Below are 26,207 nucleotides of genomic sequence, written 5' to 3' on the forward strand. Positions count from 1 at the left end.
TGTATCCTTAGGGACACTAAAACAAAACGTCAATTTTTGATAAACCAGTAACTTTCATCCTCTCGAGCCGCTTTTACTCGAACATTATCATTGTAAAATTCAATACTTATTTGTCCTTGTTGACCTGTCACATATTGAGTTGCATTTATTTTTTCGTAACGATCAACAACCTCCTCCTTCGGGAAGTGCCATTGTCCTTTGTAAGCACTAGAATGAATAACAATTTTAGGATTTACAGCACTTATAAACTCATTACTAGACGATGTATCGCTACCATGATGTGGGCTTAGCATAACGGTACTTTTTAAAAAATAGTTCTCTTGCAATAATTGCAACTCTCGTTGTTTAGATATATCACCCGTTAATAAAACACTGTGGGTTTTATCAGCAACACGAATAACGCATGAATCATCATTCTCATTTTTGAAGTTTAACGTTTTAAAGCTTTCAATTTGAAGGCCAAAAATATCTATTTTGGTTACTTTGCAAGTGTCTTGTAAGTTATGGGGATGAAATGTGGTAAAACGAGTTTCGTAGCCTGCTTTTATAAAATGCTCTACCCCCCCGCATGATCGTTATCTTCATGACTTAAAATAGCTGTTGATACAGTAAGATTGTTTGACTCAATAAAGGGCAGTAAAATACTACGGGTACGACTAAAACGATTGAAATAACTAGGCCCAAAATCATAAATTAGTGCATGTTTATCTTTTTCTATTAGCACCATTAATCCATGTCCTACATCAAAAACATGTAATTGCCATTTTGGCTTATCCACTATTAAGTAGTTAAACAATATGACACTTAATGGAACACCTGCTAGCCATTTATATGGGACTAAATAAAAAATCGAAATAGTAATGTATGAAAAAACAACAACAATAGCGTCAATATTACCTATATTTAACCAACGAATATAACTAGGTATTTTCAATAGCCATTCGAATAAATAACTTAAGCCTTCATCAAAAACACTAATAATCATGCCTATATCAAGTAAGCTGCTAATAAATGTGATAATAATTAGACAAGGCATAACGACTAAAGAAAGTAATGGGATAGCAATTAAGTTCAGTACTAAACCAACTAAGCTCACGCCATTAAAGAAGTATAATGAAACTGGTAATAAACCAATAAATAAAGCAATTTGAACGACAGTTAATGCAACGACCTTATTTAGAAATGATGTATTAAAAATCGGTATTTGCTTAACAACTAGAAATATAATAACCACAGCAATAAACGAGAAATACAGCCCAGCGTTTAATACATTAAAAGGATTAATTATAAGCAGAATAACAAGTGCATATAAAATACTTCGCCAACGTAATGGTTGTTTTGCCAAAAAGTAGAGTGCTAAATAACACCCAAGCATGATTAAGGCGCGTGTAGCTGAAACTAAAAAGTCACTCAAATATACATAGAAAAACGATCCAATAAAGCCAACTAGACTATAAACAACAGACAGGTTTTTAGTCTGCTCACCAGCGTATTTTATTTGTTTAAATAAAAATCGCGTAATTACATAGCAAAAACCAAATATTAACCCGATGTGTAATCCGGATATTGCCAGTAAATGGCTCAACCCCAATGATTGCATTAATTGCTTATCTGTAAAGCTCATTAACGACTTATCACCCGTTAATAGTGCATAATATAGCCATCTAAGTTTTGTATTACTGTAAGTCCTTTTTATATATTCCCTATAATTTATAAGGTGGTTGTGTTTTTTATTACGCGCAACAATAAGTTCTTTATTGAGTATTTTTCCTTTAAAAAATATCCGTTGTGTAAAAGCATATCTCTCGTTATCAAATACATTAAAATTTTTAGTACTTCGAAAGTTTTTTATAGCTATTGTTGCTTTAAAAGTATCACCAACAAAAAGTATTTGTTCAGAATTCACACTTAGCATTGCACTCGGTGCCCTAAAATATGCGTATTGAGCAGTATCAAATTCTATTATTTTTACTCTTATGTATTGAGGTTGCTTATTTGAAATTATATCTTCGACAATTAGCTCAGTTGCATATGCATACTTTTCATCCTGTTTTGGGCTTTCAAAATTATAAAAAGTATAATAATGCAGTGATACACAACAAATAGCGCAAATAAAGCCTAACAATACATTTAAAAACGGCTTAAAATACAAACTCACAATAAGGACTGATATTGTGAATATTATAAATTCGAGAGTTTGATAATAAAATACGGTTGCGATACAGCCAATTACAAACCCAAGACTTATCCACACTGATGTAAATGGTTGCTTTAAATGGCTAAAAAAACGATCCAAAGATTTTTACCTGATCCAAATAAAATTAGACATCATAAATATCTAAGAATTTTTGGGCACCTTTTGCAAGATGCAAATCTTTGGCACTTAAATAGACGGTCCGCTCGAGGAGCATTTGCTGTTGGGCTATTTTTTGCTTTCATCCCTGTTCCCTTTCAAATGGTCTTAGCCGCAGCTGGAGCTATAGTATTTAGAGTTAACTTACCTATTTCGGTTGCTTTAGTTTGGCTTACAAATCCATTAACTATGCCCCCTATATTCTACGGTTCGTATTTAGTTGGTACATTAATTTTAAACCAGCCAGAGCAACACTTTGCCTTTGAACCTAGCTGGGCTTGGTTTCTAGAAAGTATAGAAACTATTGGACCCGCTTTTTTAATTGGCTCATTGGTATGCGCCTCTATCGCGAGCATAATTGCTTACTTTAGTATAGATATTATTTGGCGACGTTCGGTAGTCAAAGCGTGGGCAACACGCAACAAATAACCAAATATTTATAAGCTCTAATTACTATAGACGAAAAAAATCCCAACTTAATGAAGTTGGGATTTTTTTATGCGAATCACTTTAGTTAATTAAAAACGGAATATACGTCTTATGCCAACTAAGGGGAGTAATAATAATGTGAACCAAGGAAAGCTCGCAGAGTTACGTTCATAAACTTCTGCTTCAGGAGGTGCACAGTTTTCAACTTCACCATTAGCAATAGGAGTTAACTTTACTGCAACTGCGACACTTTCAAATTCAATATTGCCTTCAATATCAGTAACAATTCCACCTAACGAATCACGTTTTTCAACTGTTTTGGTTGCTACACCAAAAATCTCATTATTTTCGTTAATTACTTTAGCTTCAGCCATTGTATAAGCATAATTTGTCTCACCATCAGTTTCATAGCATGGTAATAAGTCATTTAGGTTGGTTATTTTATCTTCGCCAATCTTATATACAAATGCCTCTTTACGACGTGAGCTATCTGAAACACCTACCTCACCTTCCCCAACAATATAACCTTGGCTATTTATATCATTACCATAAGAACTTGAACTAGAAAAATAGTCAGTAGGAAATACCGTATTGCCTGTTGCTATATCATGATAAAAAAACTTATTTCGAAGTGTTCCTTCAATTCGTTTAATAGCATAACCCGTAATAACATCATTATTACTTATTGCTAATGCTTTACCGCCTTGCCAATCATCTTCTTGATTTATAAAATCAACTACCGCACCATCTTTATAATAAACGGGCATGGTTAATATAATGTCATCATCTTTGTAGTATCGCGTATGCGATGAACCTACAGCAACACCATTACTATTAACCGCAAGTGCAGTACTTATAAATGCATCATCTTCAGTTTCACCTTCATCAGGTGTCAGTGCTAAACCAAGCTCTTCGACAGAAGTAATATTTAACGATTCATCAAGTTCCCATTTTACAGCACGCTTATTAAATAAGCCTCGTGATATATTAGAATTTAATAAATTAACACATACTGATATAGGTTCATCTTCATTATCACAACTATCTTCAATATTTTCTAACCTATCCGCTGGAATATCTATTGATATATTTCCAACAACCGTGTATCCGCTGTTTGTCTTTATAATATCGTTAGCACGACTTGTACCGCCATGTTCATTAAACTCAGGGATTAACGGAACTTGTAAACCATCTGCGCCAATTACGATGCCTCGTTCAATAAATTCATGAGTGAACCATGTTTCAGCTTCGTCATCTCCATCAGGAGTGAATAAAACTTTATCGTAGGGTGCACTGCCCCAACCAACTGAAACACCATCTTCGCTAACAGCATTATACAAATTCGTAGTAGAGCGCGTTAATCCATCGTAATCAACTGAAGCTATATCAAATAAAGGCTGCTCTGTTAAAGTAGAATCATTAAAATTAACGCCTATTAATGAACTTATTTTCTGATACTCAAAATTTGTAGAAATCGATGATAAAAAGCTAATCATAAAACTATGAGCGTCAGAGTTAGTCGCAACAGCATCATTGTTTTCGATATCATCAAGCGTAAAGGTAATTACTTTATCGCTTAACTCAAATGCATCTTCTGTATTACTGTAACTATTCTTGATAATACTTTCTGAAAAATCTATATAGCTTGTATCAATTGGTAAATTATATAAACCATTAGCGACACCAATAATATGGCCGCTTTCACTAACATCGGTAACGTAAGAGTGTTTAGCGTTTTCAGAAGACCCTAACTCAGTTAATTGATATGTCGCACTTATTGCTGAAGTGCTTAATGTCGCTAAAATACTGGCAGCGAGTAATTTATATTTCATTTTAGTCCTTACTACTGATTCTGTAATTCTTCAAGTTCTTCCCAGCGCTCAAGGGCAGCTTCAAGGTCAGACTCAAGTTGTGCTAAATGGTTCAATGCTTTAGTTGTTACATCACTCTCTTGTTTAAAAAAGTCTGCGTCACTCACTACAGCTTGTTGAGCTTCAATTTCAGCTTCTAGTTTTTCCATTTTATTCGGTAGTTGCTCTAATTCAAGTTTTAATTTGTAAGAGAGTTTATTTGTCTTAGCTGCAGGTTTGGCAGCTGGAGTTACTACTTTTTCAACTTTTTTTACTGGTTGTTGCTGAATTTTTTTTTCTTGTTCAGCTAAGTAACTAACATAGGCTTCATAGTCGCTATAACCACCAACGATATCTGTTACTTTACCATTGCCTTCAAATGCCCATACACTAGAACATGTATTATCAATAAATTCTCGGTCATGGCTTACAATCAGCACTGTACCTTGGTATTGATTAATAATGTCCTCGAGTAACTCTAATGTTTCTATATCCAAGTCATTCGTTGGCTCATCGAGAACAAGTATATTAGATGGTTTTAAAAACAGTTTAGCTAATAGCAGTCTATTTTTTTCACCACCAGAGAGTGCTTTAACCGGTGTACGAGCGCGTGCTGGCGGGAATAAAAAGTCTTGCAAATAACCTAAAACATGACGTGAACGACCGCCCATCATCACTTCTTGTTTACCTTCGGCAACGTTATCTTGAACTGTTGCTTCTTCGTCAAGTTTTTCACGGTACTGATCAAAGTAAGCAAATTCTAAATTAACACCTTGCTTAGTTATGCCGCTATCTGGTTCTAAATCACCAAACATTAGTTTTAATAGTGTTGTTTTACCAATACCATTCGGACCTACTAAGCCGATTCTGTCACCACGCATAACAAGTGTCGAAAAATCATCAGCAATAACTTTGTCTTTAAATGCATGGCAAAGGTGCTGAGCTTCAAATACTAATTTACCAGAGCGGTCTGCTGTTTCAATATTAAAGTCAGTTTTACCAACTTGATCAACACGTTGTTTACGCTCATTACGTAGCTGCTTTAACTCTCTAACACGCCCTTCGTTACGTGTTCTACGCGCTTTAACACCTTGGCGGATCCACGTTTCTTCTTCTGCTAAACGCTTATCAAATAATGCATTTTGCGCTTCTTCTACTTTTAAATCATGCGCTTTTTGCTCTAGATAAGTCGCGTAATCACCTGGGTACGAAATAAGTTTACCGCGATCTAAATCTAAAATACGCGTAGCAACAGCACGAATAAACGCACGGTCATGTGATATAAATACAATGCCGCCTTTAAATTCTTTTAAAAACTGTTCAAGCCACATGACACTTGCCATGTCTAAATGGTTTGTCGGCTCATCTAGTAGCAATAAATCAGGCTCACTTACAAGTGCACGCGCAAGTGCCACTTTGCGTAACCAACCACCAGAAAGGGACTCAAGTTTAGCCTCTGGCGTTAGTTCTAATTGTGTTAAGACTAATTGAATTCGGCTATCAAAGCGCCAGCCATCAGCGGCTTCAAGTTGGTTTGATAAACGTTCAAGCTTGTTTAATAACTTATCAGTACACTGTGTTTGCAATTCGTTACTAACATGATGAAAGTCAATGAGTAAGTTAGCAATTTCTGGCATACCTTGCGCAACGTAATCAAATACAGTGCCACTTGCACCTTTTGGTGGATCTTGCTCTAAGCGAGAAATTCGAATGCCACCGAGTTGATTTATTTCGCCATCATCTAAAACAACTTGTCCATCAAGTACTTTTAGCAGCGTTGACTTGCCCGCGCCATTTCGACCAACAACACACACTCTTTCGCCACTTTCTATAACCGCATCTGCTTTGTTAAGCAAAGCATGTGTACCAAAAGCAAGTTGTGCTTTTAAAATTCTAATTAAATCCATAGTTCTTATTTGCTCTTATTCTGCTTGTGCTAAAAATTCGCGCACAGAGTGTAAGGTAAAAGGCCAATATAATTTCTCGCCTTTTTCACTTTTTAATACAGGAATAGTAATTTGATACTCAGCAATAAGCTGCTCATCAGTCATAATATCAATGAGTAATAACTCACTAGCATCACGAAGTACTTCAGTGATAAGTTGCTCAGCTTGCTCGCACAAGTGGCAACCATCAGTATGATATAAAACCCATTTAGCCATGCGTAATTAGCCAGCTATTATGGATTTTTTTATTACGTTTGAAGTCTGGTGATAGTGTTTTATCTGAGATATTAACGGCTTTTAAGCCTAAACCAATCAGGCCAACTTCATCCATTACAAAACCACGTTTGTTATTAGAGAAAATCAAAGTACCTGATGGACTTAAGATCTTTTTAACCCACGTTAATAATTTAATGTGATCGCTTTGCACATCAAACGCGTCTTTCATACGTTTTGAGTTTGAGAACGTTGGAGGGTCTAAAAATATCAAATCATATTGTGCTGTTGCATGCTCTAACCACTTTAAACAATCTGCTTGTTCAAAACGGTAACGTGTATTACTGATATTGTTTAAATCGAAGTTATCTTGGCCCCATTTCAAATAGGTTTTAGATAAATCAACTGTTGTAATTGCTTTAGCGCCACCAAGTGCAGCATGCACAGAGGCAGTACCTGTGTATGCAAACAAGTTTAAAAAGCGTTTATCTTTTGCATTTTCTTGAATATAACGACGCATTAAACGGTGATCTAAAAATAAACCTGTGTCTAAGTAGTCGAATAAATTAACTTTAAACTTAGCACCAAACTCTTCAACTATCATAGTTCGGTTTTGTTTAGACATAGCGGTATACTGGTCTTCACCCTTTTGCTTTTTACGCACTTTTACAGCAATATTTTCAGGTGAGATATCAAGTTGTTGCGAAGTCAATGTTATTACGTCTTGCAGGCGTTTTTCTGATGTTTTTTCATCAATTTCTTTAGGCGCTGCATATTCAAAAATAACCGCTGAATCACCGTAAATATCTACAGCAACATTGTACTCAGGGATATCCGCTTCATAAACACGATAAGCGTCTACTTTATTTTGTTTAAGCCAGTTTTTTAAGCCTTGCTTATTCTTTTTCAATCTATTTGCGAATGACGTAGAGCCTTCAAAATTAAGCGCTTTTTTATCATCGGTGGTCAAACTTACTTGCTTATCATCTAATTGATATAAGTTAAGTTCAACATCAAGTGGGCCATTTTTAAACTTATAACGCTTAAGACGCACAAGTTTTAAAAGTTTAAATAAGCTCTCGTCCATACCCAGTAAGGCAAGTTTCCAATGATTAAAGTGCTTTTTAAAGCCAACACCTAAATTACGGTGTAAATCAACAAGCTCAGCCATAGAACCAATACGCTCACCATAAGGTAAGTTTGAAATTACCACACCAGGTAACTTAGCAACGGCTGTAAGCTTAGTGGCATCACTTTGCTTAAACTTAATAACATCATCAAGCTCAGCCCGTTTGGCATTATCAATCGCTTTACTTAAAACTTGTTCATCGTAATCGTGGCCAATTAACCACAATTTAGGGTCGGTAATGTTAGCAAGTAACTCTTCTTTAAGTTCTTTAAACTTAGCGGCTCTAAAACTGGGTAAACGTTCAAAAGCAAAGCCTTCACGGAATAATCCCGGCGCTTCGTTTCGTGCCATGCCGGCCGCTTCGATTAAAATAGTACCCGCACCACAACATGGATCGAATAAAGGCTGTTTTACATTATCAAGCCAACCACTTCGCTTAATTAGTGCAGCAGCTAGGTGCTCTTTAATTGGAGCTTTACCTTGGCCTTGACGGTAACCACGTTCAGACAAACGAGGGCCAGAATAGTCAATATACATAGAAACGCCGTAACGATTTAGTCGTGCAACAACACGTACGTTAGCGTCTTGCTTATCAACGTTGGGACGCTGCTCGTATAAATCATTAAAATAATCAACAATCGCATCTTTTATTACAAGACCAGAAAATTGTGTGTTTTTTAATGAGTCATTGGTACCGTTGAAGTCGACAGCGAATGTTTGGGTAGGTCCAAACCACTCTTGCCAAGGTTGCGATCGCGCAAAATTATACAGGCTACTTTTGTCATCTACGCCTTCTTTTTCTTCAATAAGCATAAGCACACGCGTTGCAAAACGACTTGATAAACAAACCTTTTGCGCCAGTAATGAGTCAGCCTCAAAACGAACAGAACCAACAGTTTGCTTAGACACAGTTGCGCCAAGTTCTGTTAATTCATCAACCAATAAATTTTCGATTCCGATAGAAGTAAGTGCGATAAATTGCAAAGTAATAACCCTTAATAGCTAATTGCGCAGGATTATAACATAGGTTGAGTGACATACACGCCATAAAGACACGCTTAAAAACTTAAATTTGATGAGGGTCTGTTGAACTTTCAAGGTTAAATTTGCAGCAGTCTGTTTGGTATTTAGGCAAGGCAGAGCCTATGCAGTGTGGTCATTCCCCATAAATGGGCGATAACGTAGCATTAATGCCAAACAGGCGCTGCCCAAACGGTTCTTCCTAGGGGCTATTTACTCTTTGTTGCCTAAGTGGATGTAGGTAAGGGGCGTGAGCAGGACGCGGAAGCTTTGCTCGGTTTTACTTATTCTTACATGGATGTAAGCCAGTATGGTAACGAAGGAGCAGTTACCGAGCCCACTAGGTTACAAATCTCGCGCCGCGATTAAATAGCCCCTAGTTTGAACAAATTTCAATCCGCAAAGATCAGCAGACCTTAGGCGGTTTGACTTTGGTATTGCTGATTTAGGATGGGGTGGACTCGATTATTCAAAATACGGATTACTTCAAATTGTGCTAAAGATAAGTTTTCGTCCAATTTAAAGGTTTCACTTAGATTCAAACAAATAGATGCATCAGAGCAGTGCTCTACAATTAAGAAATCACCCGATTGCGCTTTAGATGTTAATTTTACTATTGCCTCTACGCTTGGCTCTGTCCCGGTGTATTCTTCAAAAAACCAACTTTTTGCTAAAACGGGCTTTAAGTGATACTTAACAGCGGTCGCATTTAGCGATATTTGACAAACTTGAGCCGCAGACCACAATTCAAACCCATCAAGGTAATTATAAACTTGCTCGTAAAATGCCGCATCTTCGAGGCTAAAGCGTGGATTCTTAAAAACAGAATCCGTTAACTGTCTTAACTTATAAGGCGTACATAATTGCATATCGTCATTTAAATCAAGTAATAAACGGTTTTTATCAGGACAAGCAATCCACTGCCATTGCTTTGATGCTTGTAACATTTACTCCTCCTTGGGTTTATTAAATAATTAGACGATGCTTAGAGTATAACGGCTTCTGACCATTTTTTAAATATTTTTTTAGAACATTTATCGAACGATCAAAAGCTTAGATAACTGATCCTTATAAGCCGTTAACGATCGTCTTTACCAATTGTGGACCTTTGTAGATGAACCCAGTATAAACTTGAACTAAATTTGCGCCTGCATCTAACTTTTCTTTTGCAGATGTAGCATCGTCAATACCGCCTACTCCGATGATTGGCAACTTACCTTGTGTTAAACGCTTTAATTCGCTTACGACCTCTGTAGAGCGCATTCTAACAGGGTGACCTGACAAACCGCCGGCCTCTTCTGCATATTGCTGCCCCATAACTGCAGCTCGTTCAAGTGTAGTGTTAGTTGCAATCACACCATCAATTTTATTATTTAAAAGTGACTCACTTACTTGCTCTATTTGTATTTGATCCAGATCCGGCGCAATTTTTATCAGCATCGGAACTTGCTTATTGTGTTTAGCTGCTAGATCAAGTTGCTCGCTTTTAAGGCTTTGCAGTAAATCATCAAGCGCTGCACCATATTGTAAATCACGAAGTCCAGGGGTATTTGGTGATGAAATATTTACCGTAATGTATGAGGCATGCTCAAATACTTTACGCATACAATAAATGTAGTCATCTTTACCTTGCTCATTAGGTGTATCTTTATTTTTACCAATATTGATACCGAGTATCCCACTGTACTTTGCCGCTTTTACGTTAGCGATTAAGTTATCAACGCCTTTATTATTAAACCCCATGCGATTAATAATTGCATTTGACTCTGGCAACCTAAAAATACGAGGTTTATCATTACCCACTTGAGGGCGCGGTGTAACCGTACCGACTTCGATAAAACCAAAGCCCATTTGGCTAAATGCATCTATACATTCAGCATTTTTATCAAGCCCTGCAGCAAGCCCAACTGGGTTTTTGAATTCAAGGCCTAAAAAATTAACTGGTTTGTCTGCAATACTTTGCGACCAAGCGGCACTTAACGGTGTGTTAGCGAAGCGACGTAGGTTACTTAGAGCAAACTCATGCGCCCACTCCGCATCACGGGTAAACATAAAACGGCGAGCTAAATCGTAAAACATGAATATAATCCTCTATTAAAATACAGACAAAAAAATACCTCAGACAAGGCTGAGGTATTGTATAACAAAATAATCAATTCATTTATTTTTTGTGGAATAAAAACAAATGAAAGGCTAAATTATTTTCCTGAAGTATTACAATTATGGCTCAATAACATTAATTCACGAAGTGCTACAGAGAACTTAGCAAAATCATGACTTTGTGAAGTTTTAAATTCAGCCAACATCTGTTTCCAACGAAGTAATAATAACTCTTGGTTATCCATCCATTCATCTATTTGACTATCAACATCTTTTTCATCAGCTTCAAAGCTATTTAATACTACTTCAGCTAACGTACGTTGTTGCCAATCTAGCTCTTCACGGTAAGAAGAACGAGCAAGCGCTTGCCAATGGTTTGCAACCGGTTGATGGGTAATTTGATCTAAGAACCAATGCAGACCCATTCGCGCACCAAGTTTAAAGTACGTATTAGATACCATTGAGATACCTCGGCCCGAACTATTCGCAATTTCCGCTAAGTCCATTACCGAGAACAAACTTGATAATGCCACAATTCGCTTAGCAATAGCTTCCGGTACACCACTTTCAATTAGCTTATTAGCTTCTTGTACTATGCGATCATTTTCTTTCTCAACGATATAAGTATTTAAGTTTTCACTTAAATCTTTGAATGTTGGTGCAAAATACTCAATTCCTTGCTCAATCGTTTGCGCCTTATTACGATGACGTAAGAACCAACGTGTAGTTCGACGCACAGTACGACGAAGTTGGTAAAGCATCTCAGTTTGTACAGCTGCTGGAATCTTATTATCTAATGCGCTTATAGAAGACCATGTATCGCGCATTTCAAAAATTTCACTGGCAATTGAATAACACATAGCTATTTCAGCTTCGCTTGCGCCAGTTTCTTCATGCATACGTACCATGAAGTTTAAACCCATATCATTAACGATATTGTTAGCAAGTTTAGTTGCAATAATTTCTTTACGTAGTGGATGGTTGTTCATCGCATCGTTAAACTTCTCACGTAATGGCCGTGGAAACGATTTAACAAGCAGCTGACGGTAATATGGGTTTTCAGTAATTTCATCACTTACTAAAGACTCTTTTAATACCATTTTAGCGTAAGACACGAGCACTGAAAGCTCAGGGCGAGTTAAGTCTTTACCTGCGGCTGCACGTTCTGCCAATTCTTCATCACTAGGAATGAACTCGATAGCACGGTTTAGCTTGCCGTCTTTTTCAAGCGCATGAATAAAACGTATTTTTTCTTTAAGAGTAGACGTGCCCTTCGATTGCGTAATTGAAATCGTATGCGTTTGGCGATAACAATCTTTAAGCACTAATTCAGAGACTTCATCAGTCATTGAATAAAGTAGCTCATCACGTTGTTTACGGGTTAAATCACCTTCCGCAACTAAGCCATTAAGTAAAATTTTAATGTTAACTTCGTTATCAGAACACGCAACACCCCCTACGTTATCGATAAAGTCAGTGTTGACACGCCCGCCTTTTGCTGCAAACTCTATACGGCCAAGTTGAGTTGCGCCTAAGTTACCGCCCTCACCTATAATTTTTGCACCCAACTCATTACCATTAATGCGAAGTGCATCGTTTGCACGATCTCCAACATCTGCATCAGTTTCTTTAGAGTTTTTAATGTACGTTCCGATACCGCCATTCCACAGTAAATCGAAGTTCATCATTAATGATGCTTTCATTAATTCGTTTGGTGTCATACTTGCTTTTTTAGTGCCAAGCATTTTTTTCATTTCAGGGCTTAATGTTATTGATTTAGCCGCGCGAGAAAAAATACCTCCACCTGCAGAAATAAGGTCTTTGTTATAATCTTCCCAAGATGAGCGTGGCATATTAAATAGACGTTCGCGCTCTGGGTAAGATGTCGCTGCATCTGGGTTAGGATCAATAAAAATGTGCATATGATTAAATGCAACTTGTAAACGAATATGTTTAGACAACAACATACCATTACCAAACACATCCCCTGCCATATCGCCTATGGCGACCACTGTAAAGTCGGTAGTTTGACAATCGATATCCATTTCACGGAAATGACGCTTAACTGATTCCCATGCACCTTTAGCAGTGATACCCATTTTCTTGTGGTCATAACCAACTGAACCACCTGAAGCAAACGCATCACCTAGCCAGAAGTTATATTCATTCGCAATACCATTTGCAATGTCTGAGAAGGTGGCTGTCCCTTTATCAGCCGCAACTACTAAGTAAGCATCATCTTCGTCATGACGAACAACATCTCGAGCTGGCACTATTTCACCACGTTCAATGTTATCTGTAATATCTAATAAGCCGCGAATAAATATTTTATAACATTCTTGGCCTTCTTTTATAAACGCTTCGCGTTCAGTCGGTAGCTGTTTACATACAAAACCACCTTTAGAGCCAACAGGTACAATTACTGTATTTTTAACTTGTTGCGCTTTTACCAGACCAAGGACTTCTGTACGGAAATCTTCACGACGATCAGACCAACGAAGTCCACCACGAGCCACCTTACCATAACGTAAATGCACGCCTTCAACACGTGGGGAGTAAACAAAAATCTCAAATGCAGGAAGTGGCAATGGTACATCAGGAATTAGACTAGGTTGAATCTTAAATGAGACATAAGATTTAAACTGACCTTGTGCATCTTTTTGATAATAATTAGTACGAAGCGTTGCAACAATCATATCAACGTATAAACGTATAATTCGGTCATCATCAAGGTTGGCAACATTTTCAAGTTCTAGGTAAATTTGTGCTATTAATTTCTCAAGTGTTTTAGCACTAGCCGGGGCTTTAATTGAGAACTTTTTAGCGAACAAATTAACTATTTGCGCAGCAATATTTGGGTAATTAGCAAAAGTACTTTCAATATACGTTTGCGAGAACGTAACACCAATTTGACGCATATATTTAGCATAAGCACGTAAAATAGAAGCTTCACGACCTGCTAGGCCACCCATTAAAACTAAACGGTTAAAACCATCGTTTTCTAGACGGTTGCCCCAAACATTTGTTAATGCAGCGCGAAAACGTGCTGAAATTTTATCAAAGTCAGCCATTCCTTTGCTGTCTATTAGCATAGAAAAATCCATGATCCAATTAATACGACCATCACTGGTTTTAACTGAATATGGCGTTTCGCCAACAACACGTAGACCAAAGTTTTCAAGCATTGGCATAACATCAGATAAATGAATTGGCTCATCTTTATGGAATAAGCTTAATCGTACAATATTGCTATTAGCTTCTTCTTGTGGACGATAAAACAACATTTCTAGTTTATTTTCGTCGGTCAATAATTCTAGTTTTTCAATATCTACAACTGCGGCACTGGGAAGCACTTCATCCTTATATGAACGTGCAAACGCATTACAGTATTTACGGTTTAAATCGTTACCGCGTGCTTCACCAGCTGATTCTAAAAGCGCAGACTGCAACTTGTCTTCCCAAGTACGCGCAGCTTCTATTAAATTATTTTCGATGTCTTTCACGTTATATTCAATATTGTTATCGGTCACACGAACAGTGTAATGGGTACGCGCCAGTGTTGACTCAGAAAAGTAAGTAGTAAATTCGACTTTGTTGTCAGAATTAAATGCGTTGCCTAAAATATCTTGCGTTTCACGACGAAGCGCTGTGTTGTAACGTTCTCGAGGAACATAAACCATACATGAGAAAAATCGGCCGTAAGCATCTTTACGAACGAATAAGCGACACATGTCACGCTCTTGTACTTGTAAAACCCCCATGGCAACTTCAAGTAGTTCGTTTTCACGCGCTTGAACTAGCTCGTCGCGGGGATAGGTTTCTAAAATATTTAAAACCGCTTTGTAAGCATGCGTGCCTTTAGCAAAGTCACATATCTCCATGATGCGGTTAATCTTACTCTTTAATACAGGGACATCCGCGGCGCTATTATTATAAAAACTTGAAGAAAACAACCCAATAAAACGGTCTTCGCCAATTACATTCCCTTCATCGTCAAAACGCTTTATACCAACATAGTCAATATAAGCGGGGCGATGTACACGAGAAAGTGAATTGGTTTTTGTTAAAATTAATAAATTACTGCTACGCGCTTCTTGGCGTGCTACTTCTGGTAATTCTGATAATAATCGTGTGTGTTCTTCAGTTGAATTTTTCATCAAGCCAAGGCTAGTGTCCATTTTGCCTTTTAATTGGTAGTCACCTTGCACAGGGCTCAATTCATATTCGCGATAACCCATTAGTGTGAAATTATCTTTAACTAACCAATCTAAAAACTCTACCGTTTCGGCAACTTCGTTTTCATTTTTATTGTGGCGACGCTTAGGTAGCCCTTTGGTGACCGCAATTAATTTTTTACGAATAGGCTGCCAATCTTCAACTGCAACGGATACATCAACGAGTACTGATTCTAATTCTTTTTTGAAAGACTCAATTACAGAAGAATCTGTTTGACGATCAATTTCAATAAAGAAAACCGTTTTAGTCGACGTCGATTCTTGCTCTGCTTTTAAATTAGATAAACCCGATATTTTCGTGTTTTTGTCACGTTGAATTTTAAGTGGGCTATGAAGTAATAAGTGAGAGGCGATATTTTCACGAGTCATGGCCATACGCACTGAATCTACTAAAAAAGGCATATCTTTAGCAATAATTTCAACAATTGTATGCGATGACTGCCAGCCATCTTTAGCCACTTCGGGATTGAAAACGCGGATAACAGCATTATCAGTTGTATTCTTTTCTAGCGAATTCCAAAGGCTTAGTGCAGCGCCATATAAGTCACTATCGTTACGATTAGCCAAATCCTCTTTAGACATGTTGCTGTACAAGGCTTTGGCGAATTTTTCAACGAGTAACACATTATCAGCGTGAACTTTTTTTTGGATCAGCTTACAAACATTATCTAGGATAACCGAGGCTTGGCCTTCATTTCGTGTCATTGTATGTTCCTTAATCTATTACTGCCTAGTGGCAGAATATTTGTACAGCCATTTATTAGCGTGGAGTCAGTTAAATTCTAACCCTTTTACAGCTAATAAACAGCCTTTTCGATGAAAACATTTTAAGCTTTTCAGCTATTTGGTCATCTATTCACAAATTATAGATATAAATGGCCATTACTGGCCATTAAGGAGCAAAATTATTCACTTTATTTCTTCTGGTCAGTCCAGAGTAAGCTTCCAATCGCAGGTAATAACAGTACTGCACCTAACATATTTACTAAAAACATGAAGGTAAGTAGTATTCCCATGTCTACTTGAAATTTCAAATCAGAGAAAATCCATGTGCTAACACCAATTGCAAGCGTAATACCCGTAAATAACACGGCACTACCACGTTCAACCAATGCATTGCGATAAGCAACACTCAGTGGCACGTTTTGTTTAAGCTGCCCCATCATTGATGACAGGATATAAATGCCATAATCAACACCAATACCGACTCCTAAAGCAATCACCGGCAATGTAGAAACCGTTAAGCCTATTTCTAGTTGAACCATAAGTGCTTGTGCAAGTGTTGATACAATATAAAGTGGTAATACCACGGCTATTGTTGCTTTTAGGCTTCTGAAACTTAGTAAACATAAAATAATTACTGCACCATAAACGTATATCATCATTGGTATTTGTGCTTCAGATACTGACTCATTTGTTGCAGCCATTACCCCAACTGGCCCAGATGCTAATTTAAAGGCTAATTTATCAGTGCCTTCTTCTATTGAAAATTGTTTAACGTTTTCAATTACGCGGTCAATCGTTTGTGCTTTGTGGTCATCTAAAAAGATAATAACAGGCATAACAGAGCAATCACCATTGAGTAAACCCGTACTCGTTTCTACTCTTGAAGTGGATTGCACTAAACTAGCAGAATTTCGTGGAAGACTTTGCCACTTAAGATTACCTTCGTTATAGCCTGCATTCACTGACTGCGCAACGGAACTCAAACTAACAACTGATTGCACGCCGGCTACATTTTCAACTTTATATTGAAAGCGACTAATACGCTCCATAACATCATGTTCAGTACACGCTGCAGGATAGGCCTCAACAATGACCTTTAAAATGTCAGATGAAATTGTATATTTATCTGATATTAAGAAAGTATCTTGATTATAGCGAGCATCTTGATGAAGGGAAGGCGCTCCGGCATGTAAATCACCTATGCGCATTTTATCTGCTTGCCAATAGCCCAAAGCAAATAACACCAAAGTAAAGCCTATAATAATTTTAGCAATTTTAGGATCGGTTGCTTTAACGAGTATGTCACGAATCGCATCAAGCAGATTTGGTTTATCCGCATCACCTGATTGAATATGCACACTGCCTTCAAATTTCATGTAAGAAGCCCAAACAGGCAATAAAATTAAATTAGTAAATATAATAACCGCAACACCTAAACTGGCTGTTATTGCCAGCTCACGGATAATACCAATATCAATGGTCAATAATGTTAAAAAGCCAACAGTGTCTGATAAAAGTGCAATACCACCTGGAATAAGTAACGTTCTAAAACTTGATTGACAGCAAATCCTAGTACTTTTCCCTTCACCTACTTTTTTGCCTATTGCATTGATCATCTGCACACCATGACTTACGCCAATAGCGAAGACTAAAAATGGCACCAAAATAGACATAGGATCAAGGCCAAACCCTAAACTTGAAAGCAGGCCTAGCTGCCAAATAACAGCAATGATGGAACACGCAATAGGCAAAATAGTTAGCTTTAAACTACCACAAAACAGCCAAACCATAATAAAAGTAAAGGCGATAGCAATGGCAAAAAATACAACCACCCCCTTTGCGCCTTCAGCTATATCCCCGGCCATTTTTGCAAAGCCAATAATATGAATACTTACTTTGTCTGTACTTAAAGGCTCTCTTAAATCACTTTCTAGCTTTTGTGCAAAAGCTAATGTGTCTAATTTTTGTTGTGTTTGAGGATCTGTTTCTAAAAGTTGAGCCGTTACCATCGCGCACGAATAATCGCTGGCAATCATACGCCCTACAACTTTTGCTTTTTCAATGTTTTCCTTTACTACACCTAAACCACGCGTATCTGCTTTAAAGTTTGCAGGAATAATTGGACCACCTGCAAAGCCATCCTCTACTACTTCAACAAAACGAGCGCTGGGGGAGAATATAGAATTTACTAATGGACGGTTTACTCCAGGTATAAAATAAAGCTGATCATGAACCGCTTTTAGCTGAGTAAAAAATTCTGGATTAAATATATTACCACTGTCGTCACAGACTGAAATAAGAATACTGTTTGCACCACCAAACTGCTTTTCATGCTTGGTATACACTTTCATATAATCGTGGTTTAACGGGATATTTTTATTAAACGATGCATCAAGTTGAATTTGCGTTGCTTTAAATACAAGTAAGCACGTTATGAGTGCAAAGCTTATAAGCATGATTAAGCGATGTCTAAAAATCGCTTTTTCTATTAAATCTAAAATCTTATGCATTAAGGGGTCAACTCCTTCACTTTAATGCCATCTTCTGTAGCCATGATTAGGTTATTATTTATAATCACACCATCAAGTATTGCTTTACCATCAGCGAGTTGCTCGTGAGTAAGTAACCCATCTTGTAAATGAAAAATAACTCCACTGTTGGCCAGCATTAACCATTGTTCATTGTTATAATTAATGATGCTGTTAACGGTTGCAGCTTTTACATTTTCTAAATGCTGCCACTCTTGCTCCCCTCGTTGTTTCGTAAATACGTTACCGCGTAGACCTGCAACAACCTCTTGTTGTTCATCTGAATTAAACGCAAAAAAGGAACCAGGGTAAATTTCTTCTAAACGTTCCCAAGTAACACCATTGTCAGAACTTCTGGCCATTAACCCCATTTCACCAACGATTATTAATCCGTTAGTCGTTTTTTCTATACGATTAAAATGCGGTAAAATTGAAGCTGTTTCAGCCTCATAACCTTCAGGATCATTTTCTTTTAAATCATTTAAATAATCGCGATCATCACTAAATAACAAAGAGTCTAAAAAACGCTTTTGCCAATGCTTTCCACCATCTGTGGTGTGGTAAAACATACCATATGCGCCAACGGCAAAGCCTTGTAAATCGTTTTCAAATAAAATATCTAAACACGGTTTATCTAATTCAGGTTTTACTTGTTGTAATTGCCAATTAAGACCACCGTCAGTAGTATTTATGATTGTTGCATCGTGGCCACACGCCCATCCATTATTTTCGTTACTAAAATCAACGGCAGTTAAGAGCACTTGAGTTGGAACTAGCTCAGCTTGTTGCCATGAATCACCCGATGTACTTTTAATAACAGTACCGTGTTTACCAACAGCAATTAAGCCATTACCCGTGTTAGTTATATCGGTGAGTAAGGTTTTAGCTGCATTTGTTGCACTGATTGCATAGTTAGGGGCTTCTTGTGCAACACTCGCACCGCTTATTATCAGGCTGGCATATACCAAATACTTCATAAATTTTAATCGCCTTGTACGAGAGAGTTGTTTGTCTTTTTACTAGGGAGTGCGTTGCGCGCTGTAAGACAAACGCGATGAGAAAGGAAAAGGCACTTAACATATTGTTAAGTGCCGAGTTTAATACTATCTACCTGCGCGACGTAAAGCACTTGAAGTAAATTCGTTATCGTTAAATGACTGTGAAAAATCGTACATTTTTTCTTGGTTATCTAAACCAATTGCTAAATAACGACGAGAGTTCAAATCATGGTAAACCTCAAGCGTACTCCACTGTGTAGGTACTTCGTAATAGTTAAGGCCATAAGCCATTGCTACACGATAAAGTTGGTCGCGGTTATCATAAATATCAGTGACCTGTACCTGCCAGCTATCTTCATCAATGTAAAATACACGTTTTTTATAAATATGGCGTGTATCATCTTTCAAGTTAGCTTCAACAACCCAAACACGGTGCTTTTCGTAACGTGTATGTTCTGGGTTAATATGGCCAGGCATTAAAATATCATCGTACTCAAGTTTGTCACTATGTAGCTTATAGCTGTTATACGGTACGTATAATTCTTGCTTACCTTTTAACGTCCAATTGTAACGATTAGGCGAGCCATTAAACATATCAAAGTCATCGGTAGTACGTAAGCTATCCGCTGCAGTACCTGGTGCATCATATGCCACGTTAGGTGCGCGACGAACACGTCGTTGACCTGAGTTATACGTCCAAGCTTGGCGTGGTGTTAATATTTGGTCCATCGTTTCATGAACTAATAACGCTGTACCCGCTAAACGAGCAGGCTCTGTTACTTTTTGTTTAAACTTAAACAAAATGTTTGAGTCTTGTAGCTCAGCTGGTGTTGCGCTTGGGTCTGAATATTTAACTAATAATTGCTCATCAAAGCCAACATAATTGTAAGAACCTGATGCGGTTGGTGCAGCTTGTCCACCAAAACGCTCAATAGATTGGCCACGATAGCGCAATAAGTGATTCCAAATTGCCTCTAAACCAGTTTTAGGGATAGGGAAAGGGATACCAATTGCAGTATTTTTAATCCCGTTACCACCTTCAACTAGCTCTGCCGTTGCTGCAAATTTTTTCGTTGCATCATAAACAAATTGAGGATACGAAGCAGAACGACGTGTTTCGTATACTGGCATTTTGAACGTGTCTGGATACGCTTCAAATAAAGCAATTTGCCCAGGGCTTAAATTTGCTTTGTATTTTTCAATATTACTTTTATCAATAGTGAAAAGCACTTTATCTGTTGAAAACGGGTCAAGATGATGCATACCAGGTTCATAACCTGCTGGCGCAGATGTAATCCCGTTATTCCATGCAGGAATAGAACCATCAGCATTGGCTGATTTTTCTGCACCCATTGGCGTTAAATCTTGGCCTAAGTGAGCAACTTCATCAGCACTTAATTTGGCTAATGCCGCGCTGCTTGCAAACAAGCTACAAAAAGCAGTAGCAATGAGGGTAGGTTTTTTAATCATGGTAATGTTACCCCTAAATAGAATATTTTAAATTGAAAGAAACGTAATCGCGGTCTGAGAATGTATTAACACCACCGCCGCCCCAAAATGAGTTATAGCTCACATCAAGTGACCATGCATTTTGGTAATTAAAGTTCATGGTAGCACCTAAAGATTTACGGTCTTCAATAAACAAGAACATAGGATCTGGTGTATTACCATTTACGTCATGAGAGAAAACAAAACGTGGTGAAAAGTTAATACCATTGTAGAGATTAAAATAATCACCTTTAGCAATTAAGCGGTAACCCCAAGAAGAAGCGGTTGCAAAAGACTTTTCTTCAGCACCATTTGATAAACCAAGCTGTAGCGTTGAATAATCGGTAGTACCTGGACCCGTAATTGTTCCACTTCGGCCAGTGCCAGATACATTTAAGCGCATTTCATCGTATTCAGGCATATTGTGAATTTTTACAGCGCCCACTTCACCAACAACAGCCCAGCTATCAGCACCTAACGAAGGGCCAAATAAATGGGTCGCAGTGAACTGAATCTGTGATGTATCACGTTCAATATAACCTTGGGCAACTTCACCTGGGCCAACTGAGCTTATAGCATCACCAAAACTCATTTGCGAAATACCCGCAAAATCAGGACGAATACCCGCAACAGCTAACTGTTCAGGCATTGCTGTGTAGAGTAATTCAACGTCATCAATTTGCAGTGGTTCATCTTGACGAAAAGCAAATTCACCGGCAAAGGCTGTTTCGCCTATCGTGGTATTAAAACTTAAACCGTATAATTTGATATCTTCAGGGTAATCGTTTTCCGCTTTAGAGAAAGCAGTTAAATCAGCAACATTATCAGACGTAATTTCTGTTGCCATAATCATTGCTAAATCTTGTGCAATAGCTGCTTGAGTAAAGTTTGATACACGACCAGATATAAGCGGACGACGACTATGATAATTCACATGATACAGTGCAATTTCAGTATCATTAAATTCAGGCAAAAATACACCTAAACGTAAACCGTATTGGCCGCCATCTTCAGGTTCTGTTTTACCGTTACCGCCTTTACCTTTAAGTGCAACTTTAGTGGGGTAAGCAAGGTACATTTGAGCAAGTAAAGCACTGCCTTCAGCACTAGATGGATCAATCCCCTGTGCAGCTGCCGCTAAAGCAAAGTCAGATGTTAGGTTGTTTAGACTATCAGTTAAAAATGCAACATCAATATCAGGGTTAGATGTAAAACCTAACTGAACATTTTGCTGATAACCATTTTCTGCCGCAAAGTCATTAGTAGAAAAGTAAGTACCTGCTGCAGGCAAACGCGTTTCTTGCCATTGATACTGATAAAAACCTTCAAGCGTAATATTGTCTGTTATACCCAATGAAGCCCATAACATGCCCACCGGAATGAATGCCTCTTTAAGCTCAGCACCAGGTGCTTTTAAACGATCTATATCTACAGGGTTTACATTAATACCATGAGATATAAGCGTACTTTCACCCCAGTTAACAACTTGCTGACCTAAACGTACTGATAATGGGTTGTTACCGTCATTTAAATCAAAATCAGCCCAAACAAACGCATCTAATAAACGAATGTCGGCGCAACTTTGTGCTTTAGTATCTTTATCGTCACATGGGTCAACACCTTGACCTGATGTAGGATTAGCATATGCATGATTGCCATCCATTAAGGCAAAATCATAAAAATACATAAAACGTGTAAACAAACCGTAGTTGTCTTTATTTATTGAAAGGTCGTGTGTACCTTTTAATAATTTAGAAAATGAATCACCACTATCGAAATTCAAATTACCCGCGTCACCATTATTTGAGTAAGAGCCTGGTTGAGCCCACACATCTTGAGATGAATAAACGGTATTACTTAACGCAGGATTGTAACCTGCCCAGTTAAACGCCGGGTTATTACTTTTACCAATTAAGCTAAAGTCTCGGTCTTCTACACGGACACTTTGCCCATATGAAAAGGTTGAATCGAAGGTAATATCAAACCCTCCGGCTTCAAATGTTGCAGCTTGTACATTAGCTGTTGATAAACCAAGGCTAGCGACTGCTAAACCTATAGCGATTTTATTTTTAACAAAAAGCGATCTTCTTATCATTTTTGGTTCCCCCCTGTCGCGGGTCATTTTGTGTGATCAAGTTATTGTTTTTAGTGTAATCGTAACGATAGAAGCGAAATGGATAAATTACAAATAGTCGCATTCAATCTGTTATATATTTTCATTCTGGTTGACGTTTACGTATTGGTAAGACGTCGTACCAGATAATTTATACACGTAATTTAACAATAGAACAAATTGAAATTAACAAAAAGACAATATTTTATGATTTTATAACATAAAAACAGCGTACTAAGCCACTCGTTCAATACGAATAAATTTATTTTCAAGGGTTAGTAACATTCTGAAACGCCCTCTTATACCTAAGCTAGTAATAAATGGCCTTAAGTGATTAGCAGAAAAACGCACTGTTTTCCCGCCATCTTCGACAACCTGCAATGAGCTAAAACGACCATGGTAGTAATCCATGCATTCGCTGTAGCTCAATCTTAAATTAAAATAATATTCGATCATTTACTTAAGTGCTTTTTCAACCTTTTCAAATAAATCGGCGCTTAACCCATCTAAATTAGCTAAACGTTCTAGTTGCAGTCTCATTGCTGTTGAACGTGTATTATCGTATCGCTTCCACGACATAAACGGCGTTAGCATACGAGATGCATTTTGAGGGTTTATAGCATTTAATTTAATGAGTAAATCACCTAAGAGCGCGTAACCTTTACCATCAAGGCGATGAAACTGAGACGTATTGAAATGGCTAAAGCTACCTACAAGTGCTCGTACACGATTGGGGTTTGAAAAATCAAAACACGGATGTTCGTAAAGCGCCTTAATATTATCAATTGCATTGTCACCAGTTTGCATCGCTTGCAAAGCAAACCATTTATCCATTACTAATACATCGTGACGCCATTGACTATCAAAGTAGTTTAACAATTCTTCACATAGCTCATGTGACGCTTTAACAGCGGCACTTAGTGCACCTAAAACATTCGTCATATTTTTTGAGCTTGCAGCATGTTTAATAAAATCAGCAGCGTGCGGGTCATTAGTTTTAGCAAGGTAATGAAGGCATAGCTGCTTTAAAGACCGAATTGCAACGGCGCTTGCATTTACACTGCCATCATCGATTAACGATTCAAAACACGTTATAAACTCGTTAATTAACTCATCCGCTATTTGCCTTTCAAATTGCTCAGCAATATTGACTATTACATCTACTGGAATTACTTCAAATTCAGCAGCCAACGTATCAAAACTTGGTAATTTTAATAGCTCTGCAATAAGCGCTAGATCGCCCTGTTTTTCATTAACTAATCCACGAAGCGCATTAATTATCTCATCACTAAGCCCAACACTTTCAACACTGTTTAGATTCGCTTTCATTGCTTTAATAAATAGCTGCTGCTGTGCATCCCAACGAGAAAAGTCACTGCGTGCGAAACGCATAATATGAAGTAGCTCATGTTCATCTGTCTCTTGGTTTAAAATACATGGAGCAGAAAAGTCTTCAAGTAATACTGCAACAGGTTTAGCAGTCATATTATCAAAGTGAAATGTCTGTGATGGTTGAGTTACATTTAGAACGTGGTTAACTTTTTCGCCTTGGTACTCAAGCTCAATACTTTGTCCATTTACATCTAACAGTTCAATTGCAAATGGAATGTGCAAAGGTGCATTACTTTGCTGGTTCAGCGGTGCAAATTGTTCAATTGTTAAACTGTATGTATTTGAATCCAGATCAAAGTTTTGAATAGCATTTAAACGAGATGTACCTGCTTGACTATACCAACGTTTAAACTGATCTAAGTTAACGCCTGATGCGTCGCTCATTGCACTTACAAAATCATCACAAGTAACAGCTTGTCCGTCATGGCGCTCAAAATAGAGTGCCATACCTTTTTGAAAGTTTGGCTCGCCTAATAATGTATGCATCATTCGGATTACTTCGGCGCCTTTATCGTACACAGTAACCGTGTAAAAGTTATTCATTTCAATAACTTTTTCTGGACGAATAGGATGAGCCATAGGGCCAGCATCTTCGCTAAACTGGTGTGTGCGCATTACTTTTACAGCGTCAATTCGATTAAGCGCACGAGAGCCTAAGTCACTACTAAACTCTTGATCCCTAAATACAGTTAAACCTTCTTTAAGCGATAACTGAAACCAATCTCTGCACGTTACTCGATTACCTGTCCAGTTATGGAAATACTCATGCCCTACTATAGATTCAATCGTATGATAGTCTTTATCTGTCGCTGTTTCTTGGTTGGCTAAAACACATTTACTATTAAATATGTTTAAACCTTTATTTTCCATTGCACCCATGTTGAAAAAATCAACGGCTACAATCATATAAATATCTAGGTCATATTCTAAATTAAAACGCGCTTCATCCCACTGCATTGCTTTTTTAAGTGAGGCAATAGCATGTGGTGTTTTAGATAAATTACCTTTATCTACAAATAGAGCAAGTTCAACATTTTTACCGCTTTGAGTAATATAGTTGTCTTTTAATACATCAAAATCACCAGCAACCAAAGCAAACAAATAACTTGGCTTTTTAAACGGGTCTTGCCATTTAGCAAAATGACGCCCATCTTGAGTTTCACCACTGTCTACTTGATTACCATTAGATAGGAGCTGAGAAAATTTTGTATCTGCAATTACGGTCACATCAAATGTAGATAAAACATCGGGGCGATCCATGTAATAGGTTATTTTTCTAAACCCCTGAGCCTCACATTGCGTGCAATACGCACCACCTGATAAATATAAACCTTCTAGTGAAGTATTAGTCTCAGGTGATATCTCGGTGACAATACTTAATTGGCAACTATCCGGTAGATTATTAATTATTAGTTGCTCGCCAATAATTTCATAATCCGTTATATCAACAGTATCAATTGATAAAGAGAGCAGGCGTAAATCAATACCATCAAGCACTAAGGGTGCTTTGTTATCACCTACTCGTGTAAGTGTTAATAAGGAACTTACCTTCGTTGTTAATGGCTGTAAGTCAAATGTTAGCTCAGTGTGGTCAATTAAAAAGTCTGGGGCTTTGTAGTCTTTAAGATATTGTGCTTGAGGTTTACTTGATTCAGTCATAGATGCTCCAAAACAGCTCCTTTAAATT

Annotated in this window: 14 protein-coding genes and 1 pseudogene; 1 reads left to right on the forward strand and 14 read right to left on the reverse strand. The window is 37.6% G+C overall.

The features are described from left to right. Positions 1-29 precede the first annotated feature (29 nt). Positions 30-2,296: pseudogene (locus LOS73_RS12625) on the reverse strand (DNA internalization-related competence protein ComEC/Rec2). Here LOS73_RS12625 and LOS73_RS12630 point away from each other — a divergent pair. Continuing rightward, on the forward strand, positions 2,276-2,782 hold the full coding sequence (locus tag LOS73_RS12630) for a DUF2062 domain-containing protein (RefSeq protein ID WP_033014898.1): 507 nt from the start codon (positions 2,276-2,278) through the stop codon (positions 2,780-2,782). The pseudogene LOS73_RS12625 and the gene LOS73_RS12630 sit on opposite strands and share 21 nt — an antisense overlap. 89 nt (positions 2,783-2,871) lie before the next feature. On the opposite strand, the gene LOS73_RS12635 is transcribed toward LOS73_RS12630, so the two are convergent. The 13 genes from LOS73_RS12635 to pepN all read right to left on the reverse strand — a co-directional run bounded on the left by LOS73_RS12635 (position 2,872) and on the right by pepN (position 26,179). Beyond that, entirely contained in the window at positions 2,872-4,614 is a 1,743-nt protein-coding gene (locus LOS73_RS12635; RefSeq protein WP_033039024.1) for a DUF3466 family protein, read from the reverse strand. 11 nt (positions 4,615-4,625) lie between these two features. Continuing rightward, positions 4,626-6,539 (reverse strand): ATP-binding cassette ATPase Uup, encoded by a 1,914-nt coding sequence (uup, locus tag LOS73_RS12640; protein WP_033028381.1) that lies wholly within the window; start codon positions 6,537-6,539, stop codon positions 4,626-4,628. Positions 6,540-6,554: 15 nt separating this feature from the next. Next, complete coding sequence (locus tag LOS73_RS12645; RefSeq protein WP_033039020.1) at positions 6,555-6,794, reverse strand: glutaredoxin family protein; 240 nt, start codon at positions 6,792-6,794, stop codon at positions 6,555-6,557. Beyond that, positions 6,787-8,904, reverse strand: a complete 2,118-nt coding sequence (gene rlmKL / locus LOS73_RS12650; RefSeq protein ID WP_033039018.1) for a bifunctional 23S rRNA (guanine(2069)-N(7))-methyltransferase RlmK/23S rRNA (guanine(2445)-N(2))-methyltransferase RlmL — start codon at positions 8,902-8,904, stop codon at positions 6,787-6,789. The genes LOS73_RS12645 and rlmKL overlap by 8 nt, the downstream gene beginning before the upstream one ends. Positions 8,905-9,356: 452 nt before the next feature. Next, entirely contained in the window at positions 9,357-9,887 is a 531-nt protein-coding gene (locus LOS73_RS12655; protein ID WP_033039017.1) for a cell division protein ZapC, read from the reverse strand. Positions 9,888-10,008: 121 nt separating this feature from the next. After that, positions 10,009-11,019, reverse strand: a complete 1,011-nt coding sequence (gene pyrD, locus LOS73_RS12660) for a quinone-dependent dihydroorotate dehydrogenase (RefSeq protein ID WP_033039014.1) — start codon at positions 11,017-11,019, stop codon at positions 10,009-10,011. 119 nt (positions 11,020-11,138) lie between these two features. After that, a complete protein-coding gene (locus LOS73_RS12665; RefSeq protein ID WP_007375731.1) occupies positions 11,139-15,980 on the reverse strand; it encodes an NAD-glutamate dehydrogenase in 4,842 nt (1,613 codons plus the stop codon). A 209-nt stretch (positions 15,981-16,189) separates the two neighbouring features. Then, positions 16,190-18,511 (reverse strand): efflux RND transporter permease subunit, encoded by a 2,322-nt coding sequence (locus LOS73_RS12670; protein ID WP_033039011.1) that lies wholly within the window; start codon positions 18,509-18,511, stop codon positions 16,190-16,192. Next, positions 18,511-19,506, reverse strand: a complete 996-nt coding sequence (locus LOS73_RS12675) for a WD40/YVTN/BNR-like repeat-containing protein (protein ID WP_342864013.1) — start codon at positions 19,504-19,506, stop codon at positions 18,511-18,513. Before LOS73_RS12675 ends, LOS73_RS12670 begins: the two co-directional genes overlap by 1 nt. Before the next feature lie 126 nt (positions 19,507-19,632). Further along, positions 19,633-20,997, reverse strand: coding sequence for a DUF1329 domain-containing protein (locus LOS73_RS12680; protein WP_033028385.1), 1,365 nt, complete (start codon positions 20,995-20,997; stop codon positions 19,633-19,635). A gap of 13 nt (positions 20,998-21,010) precedes the next feature. After that, positions 21,011-23,110, reverse strand: coding sequence for a DUF1302 domain-containing protein (locus LOS73_RS12685; protein WP_033039006.1), 2,100 nt, complete (start codon positions 23,108-23,110; stop codon positions 21,011-21,013). Between the two features lie 252 nt (positions 23,111-23,362). After that, complete coding sequence (locus LOS73_RS12690; protein ID WP_033014893.1) at positions 23,363-23,584, reverse strand: DUF2835 family protein; 222 nt, start codon at positions 23,582-23,584, stop codon at positions 23,363-23,365. Then, positions 23,585-26,179 carry an aminopeptidase N gene (gene pepN / locus LOS73_RS12695; RefSeq protein ID WP_033039003.1) on the reverse strand — a complete coding sequence of 865 codons (2,595 nt, stop codon included), beginning with the start codon at positions 26,177-26,179 and terminating at the stop codon, positions 23,585-23,587. Positions 26,180-26,207: the final 28 nt, after the last annotated feature.

This window comes from Pseudoalteromonas sp. SCSIO 43210 (assembly GCF_054133285.1).

Coding starts and splice junctions, on each gene's coding strand:
- LOS73_RS12630 (WP_033014898.1), top strand. CDS start 2,276: ATGGCTAAAAAAACGATCCAAAGATTTTTACCTGATCCAAATAAAATT.
- LOS73_RS12635 (WP_033039024.1), bottom strand. CDS start 4,614: ATGAAATATAAATTACTCGCTGCCAGTATTTTAGCGACATTAAGCACT.
- uup (WP_033028381.1), bottom strand. CDS start 6,539: ATGGATTTAATTAGAATTTTAAAAGCACAACTTGCTTTTGGTACACAT.
- LOS73_RS12645 (WP_033039020.1), bottom strand. CDS start 6,794: ATGGCTAAATGGGTTTTATATCATACTGATGGTTGCCACTTGTGCGAG.
- LOS73_RS12655 (WP_033039017.1), bottom strand. CDS start 9,887: ATGTTACAAGCATCAAAGCAATGGCAGTGGATTGCTTGTCCTGATAAA.
- pyrD (WP_033039014.1), bottom strand. CDS start 11,019: ATGTTTTACGATTTAGCTCGCCGTTTTATGTTTACCCGTGATGCGGAG.
- LOS73_RS12665 (WP_007375731.1), bottom strand. CDS start 15,980: ATGACACGAAATGAAGGCCAAGCCTCGGTTATCCTAGATAATGTTTGT.
- LOS73_RS12670 (WP_033039011.1), bottom strand. CDS start 18,511: ATGCATAAGATTTTAGATTTAATAGAAAAAGCGATTTTTAGACATCGC.
- LOS73_RS12675 (WP_342864013.1), bottom strand. CDS start 19,506: ATGAAGTATTTGGTATATGCCAGCCTGATAATAAGCGGTGCGAGTGTT.
- LOS73_RS12680 (WP_033028385.1), bottom strand. CDS start 20,997: ATGATTAAAAAACCTACCCTCATTGCTACTGCTTTTTGTAGCTTGTTT.
- LOS73_RS12685 (WP_033039006.1), bottom strand. CDS start 23,110: ATGATAAGAAGATCGCTTTTTGTTAAAAATAAAATCGCTATAGGTTTA.
- LOS73_RS12690 (WP_033014893.1), bottom strand. CDS start 23,584: ATGATCGAATATTATTTTAATTTAAGATTGAGCTACAGCGAATGCATG.
- pepN (WP_033039003.1), bottom strand. CDS start 26,179: ATGACTGAATCAAGTAAACCTCAAGCACAATATCTTAAAGACTACAAA.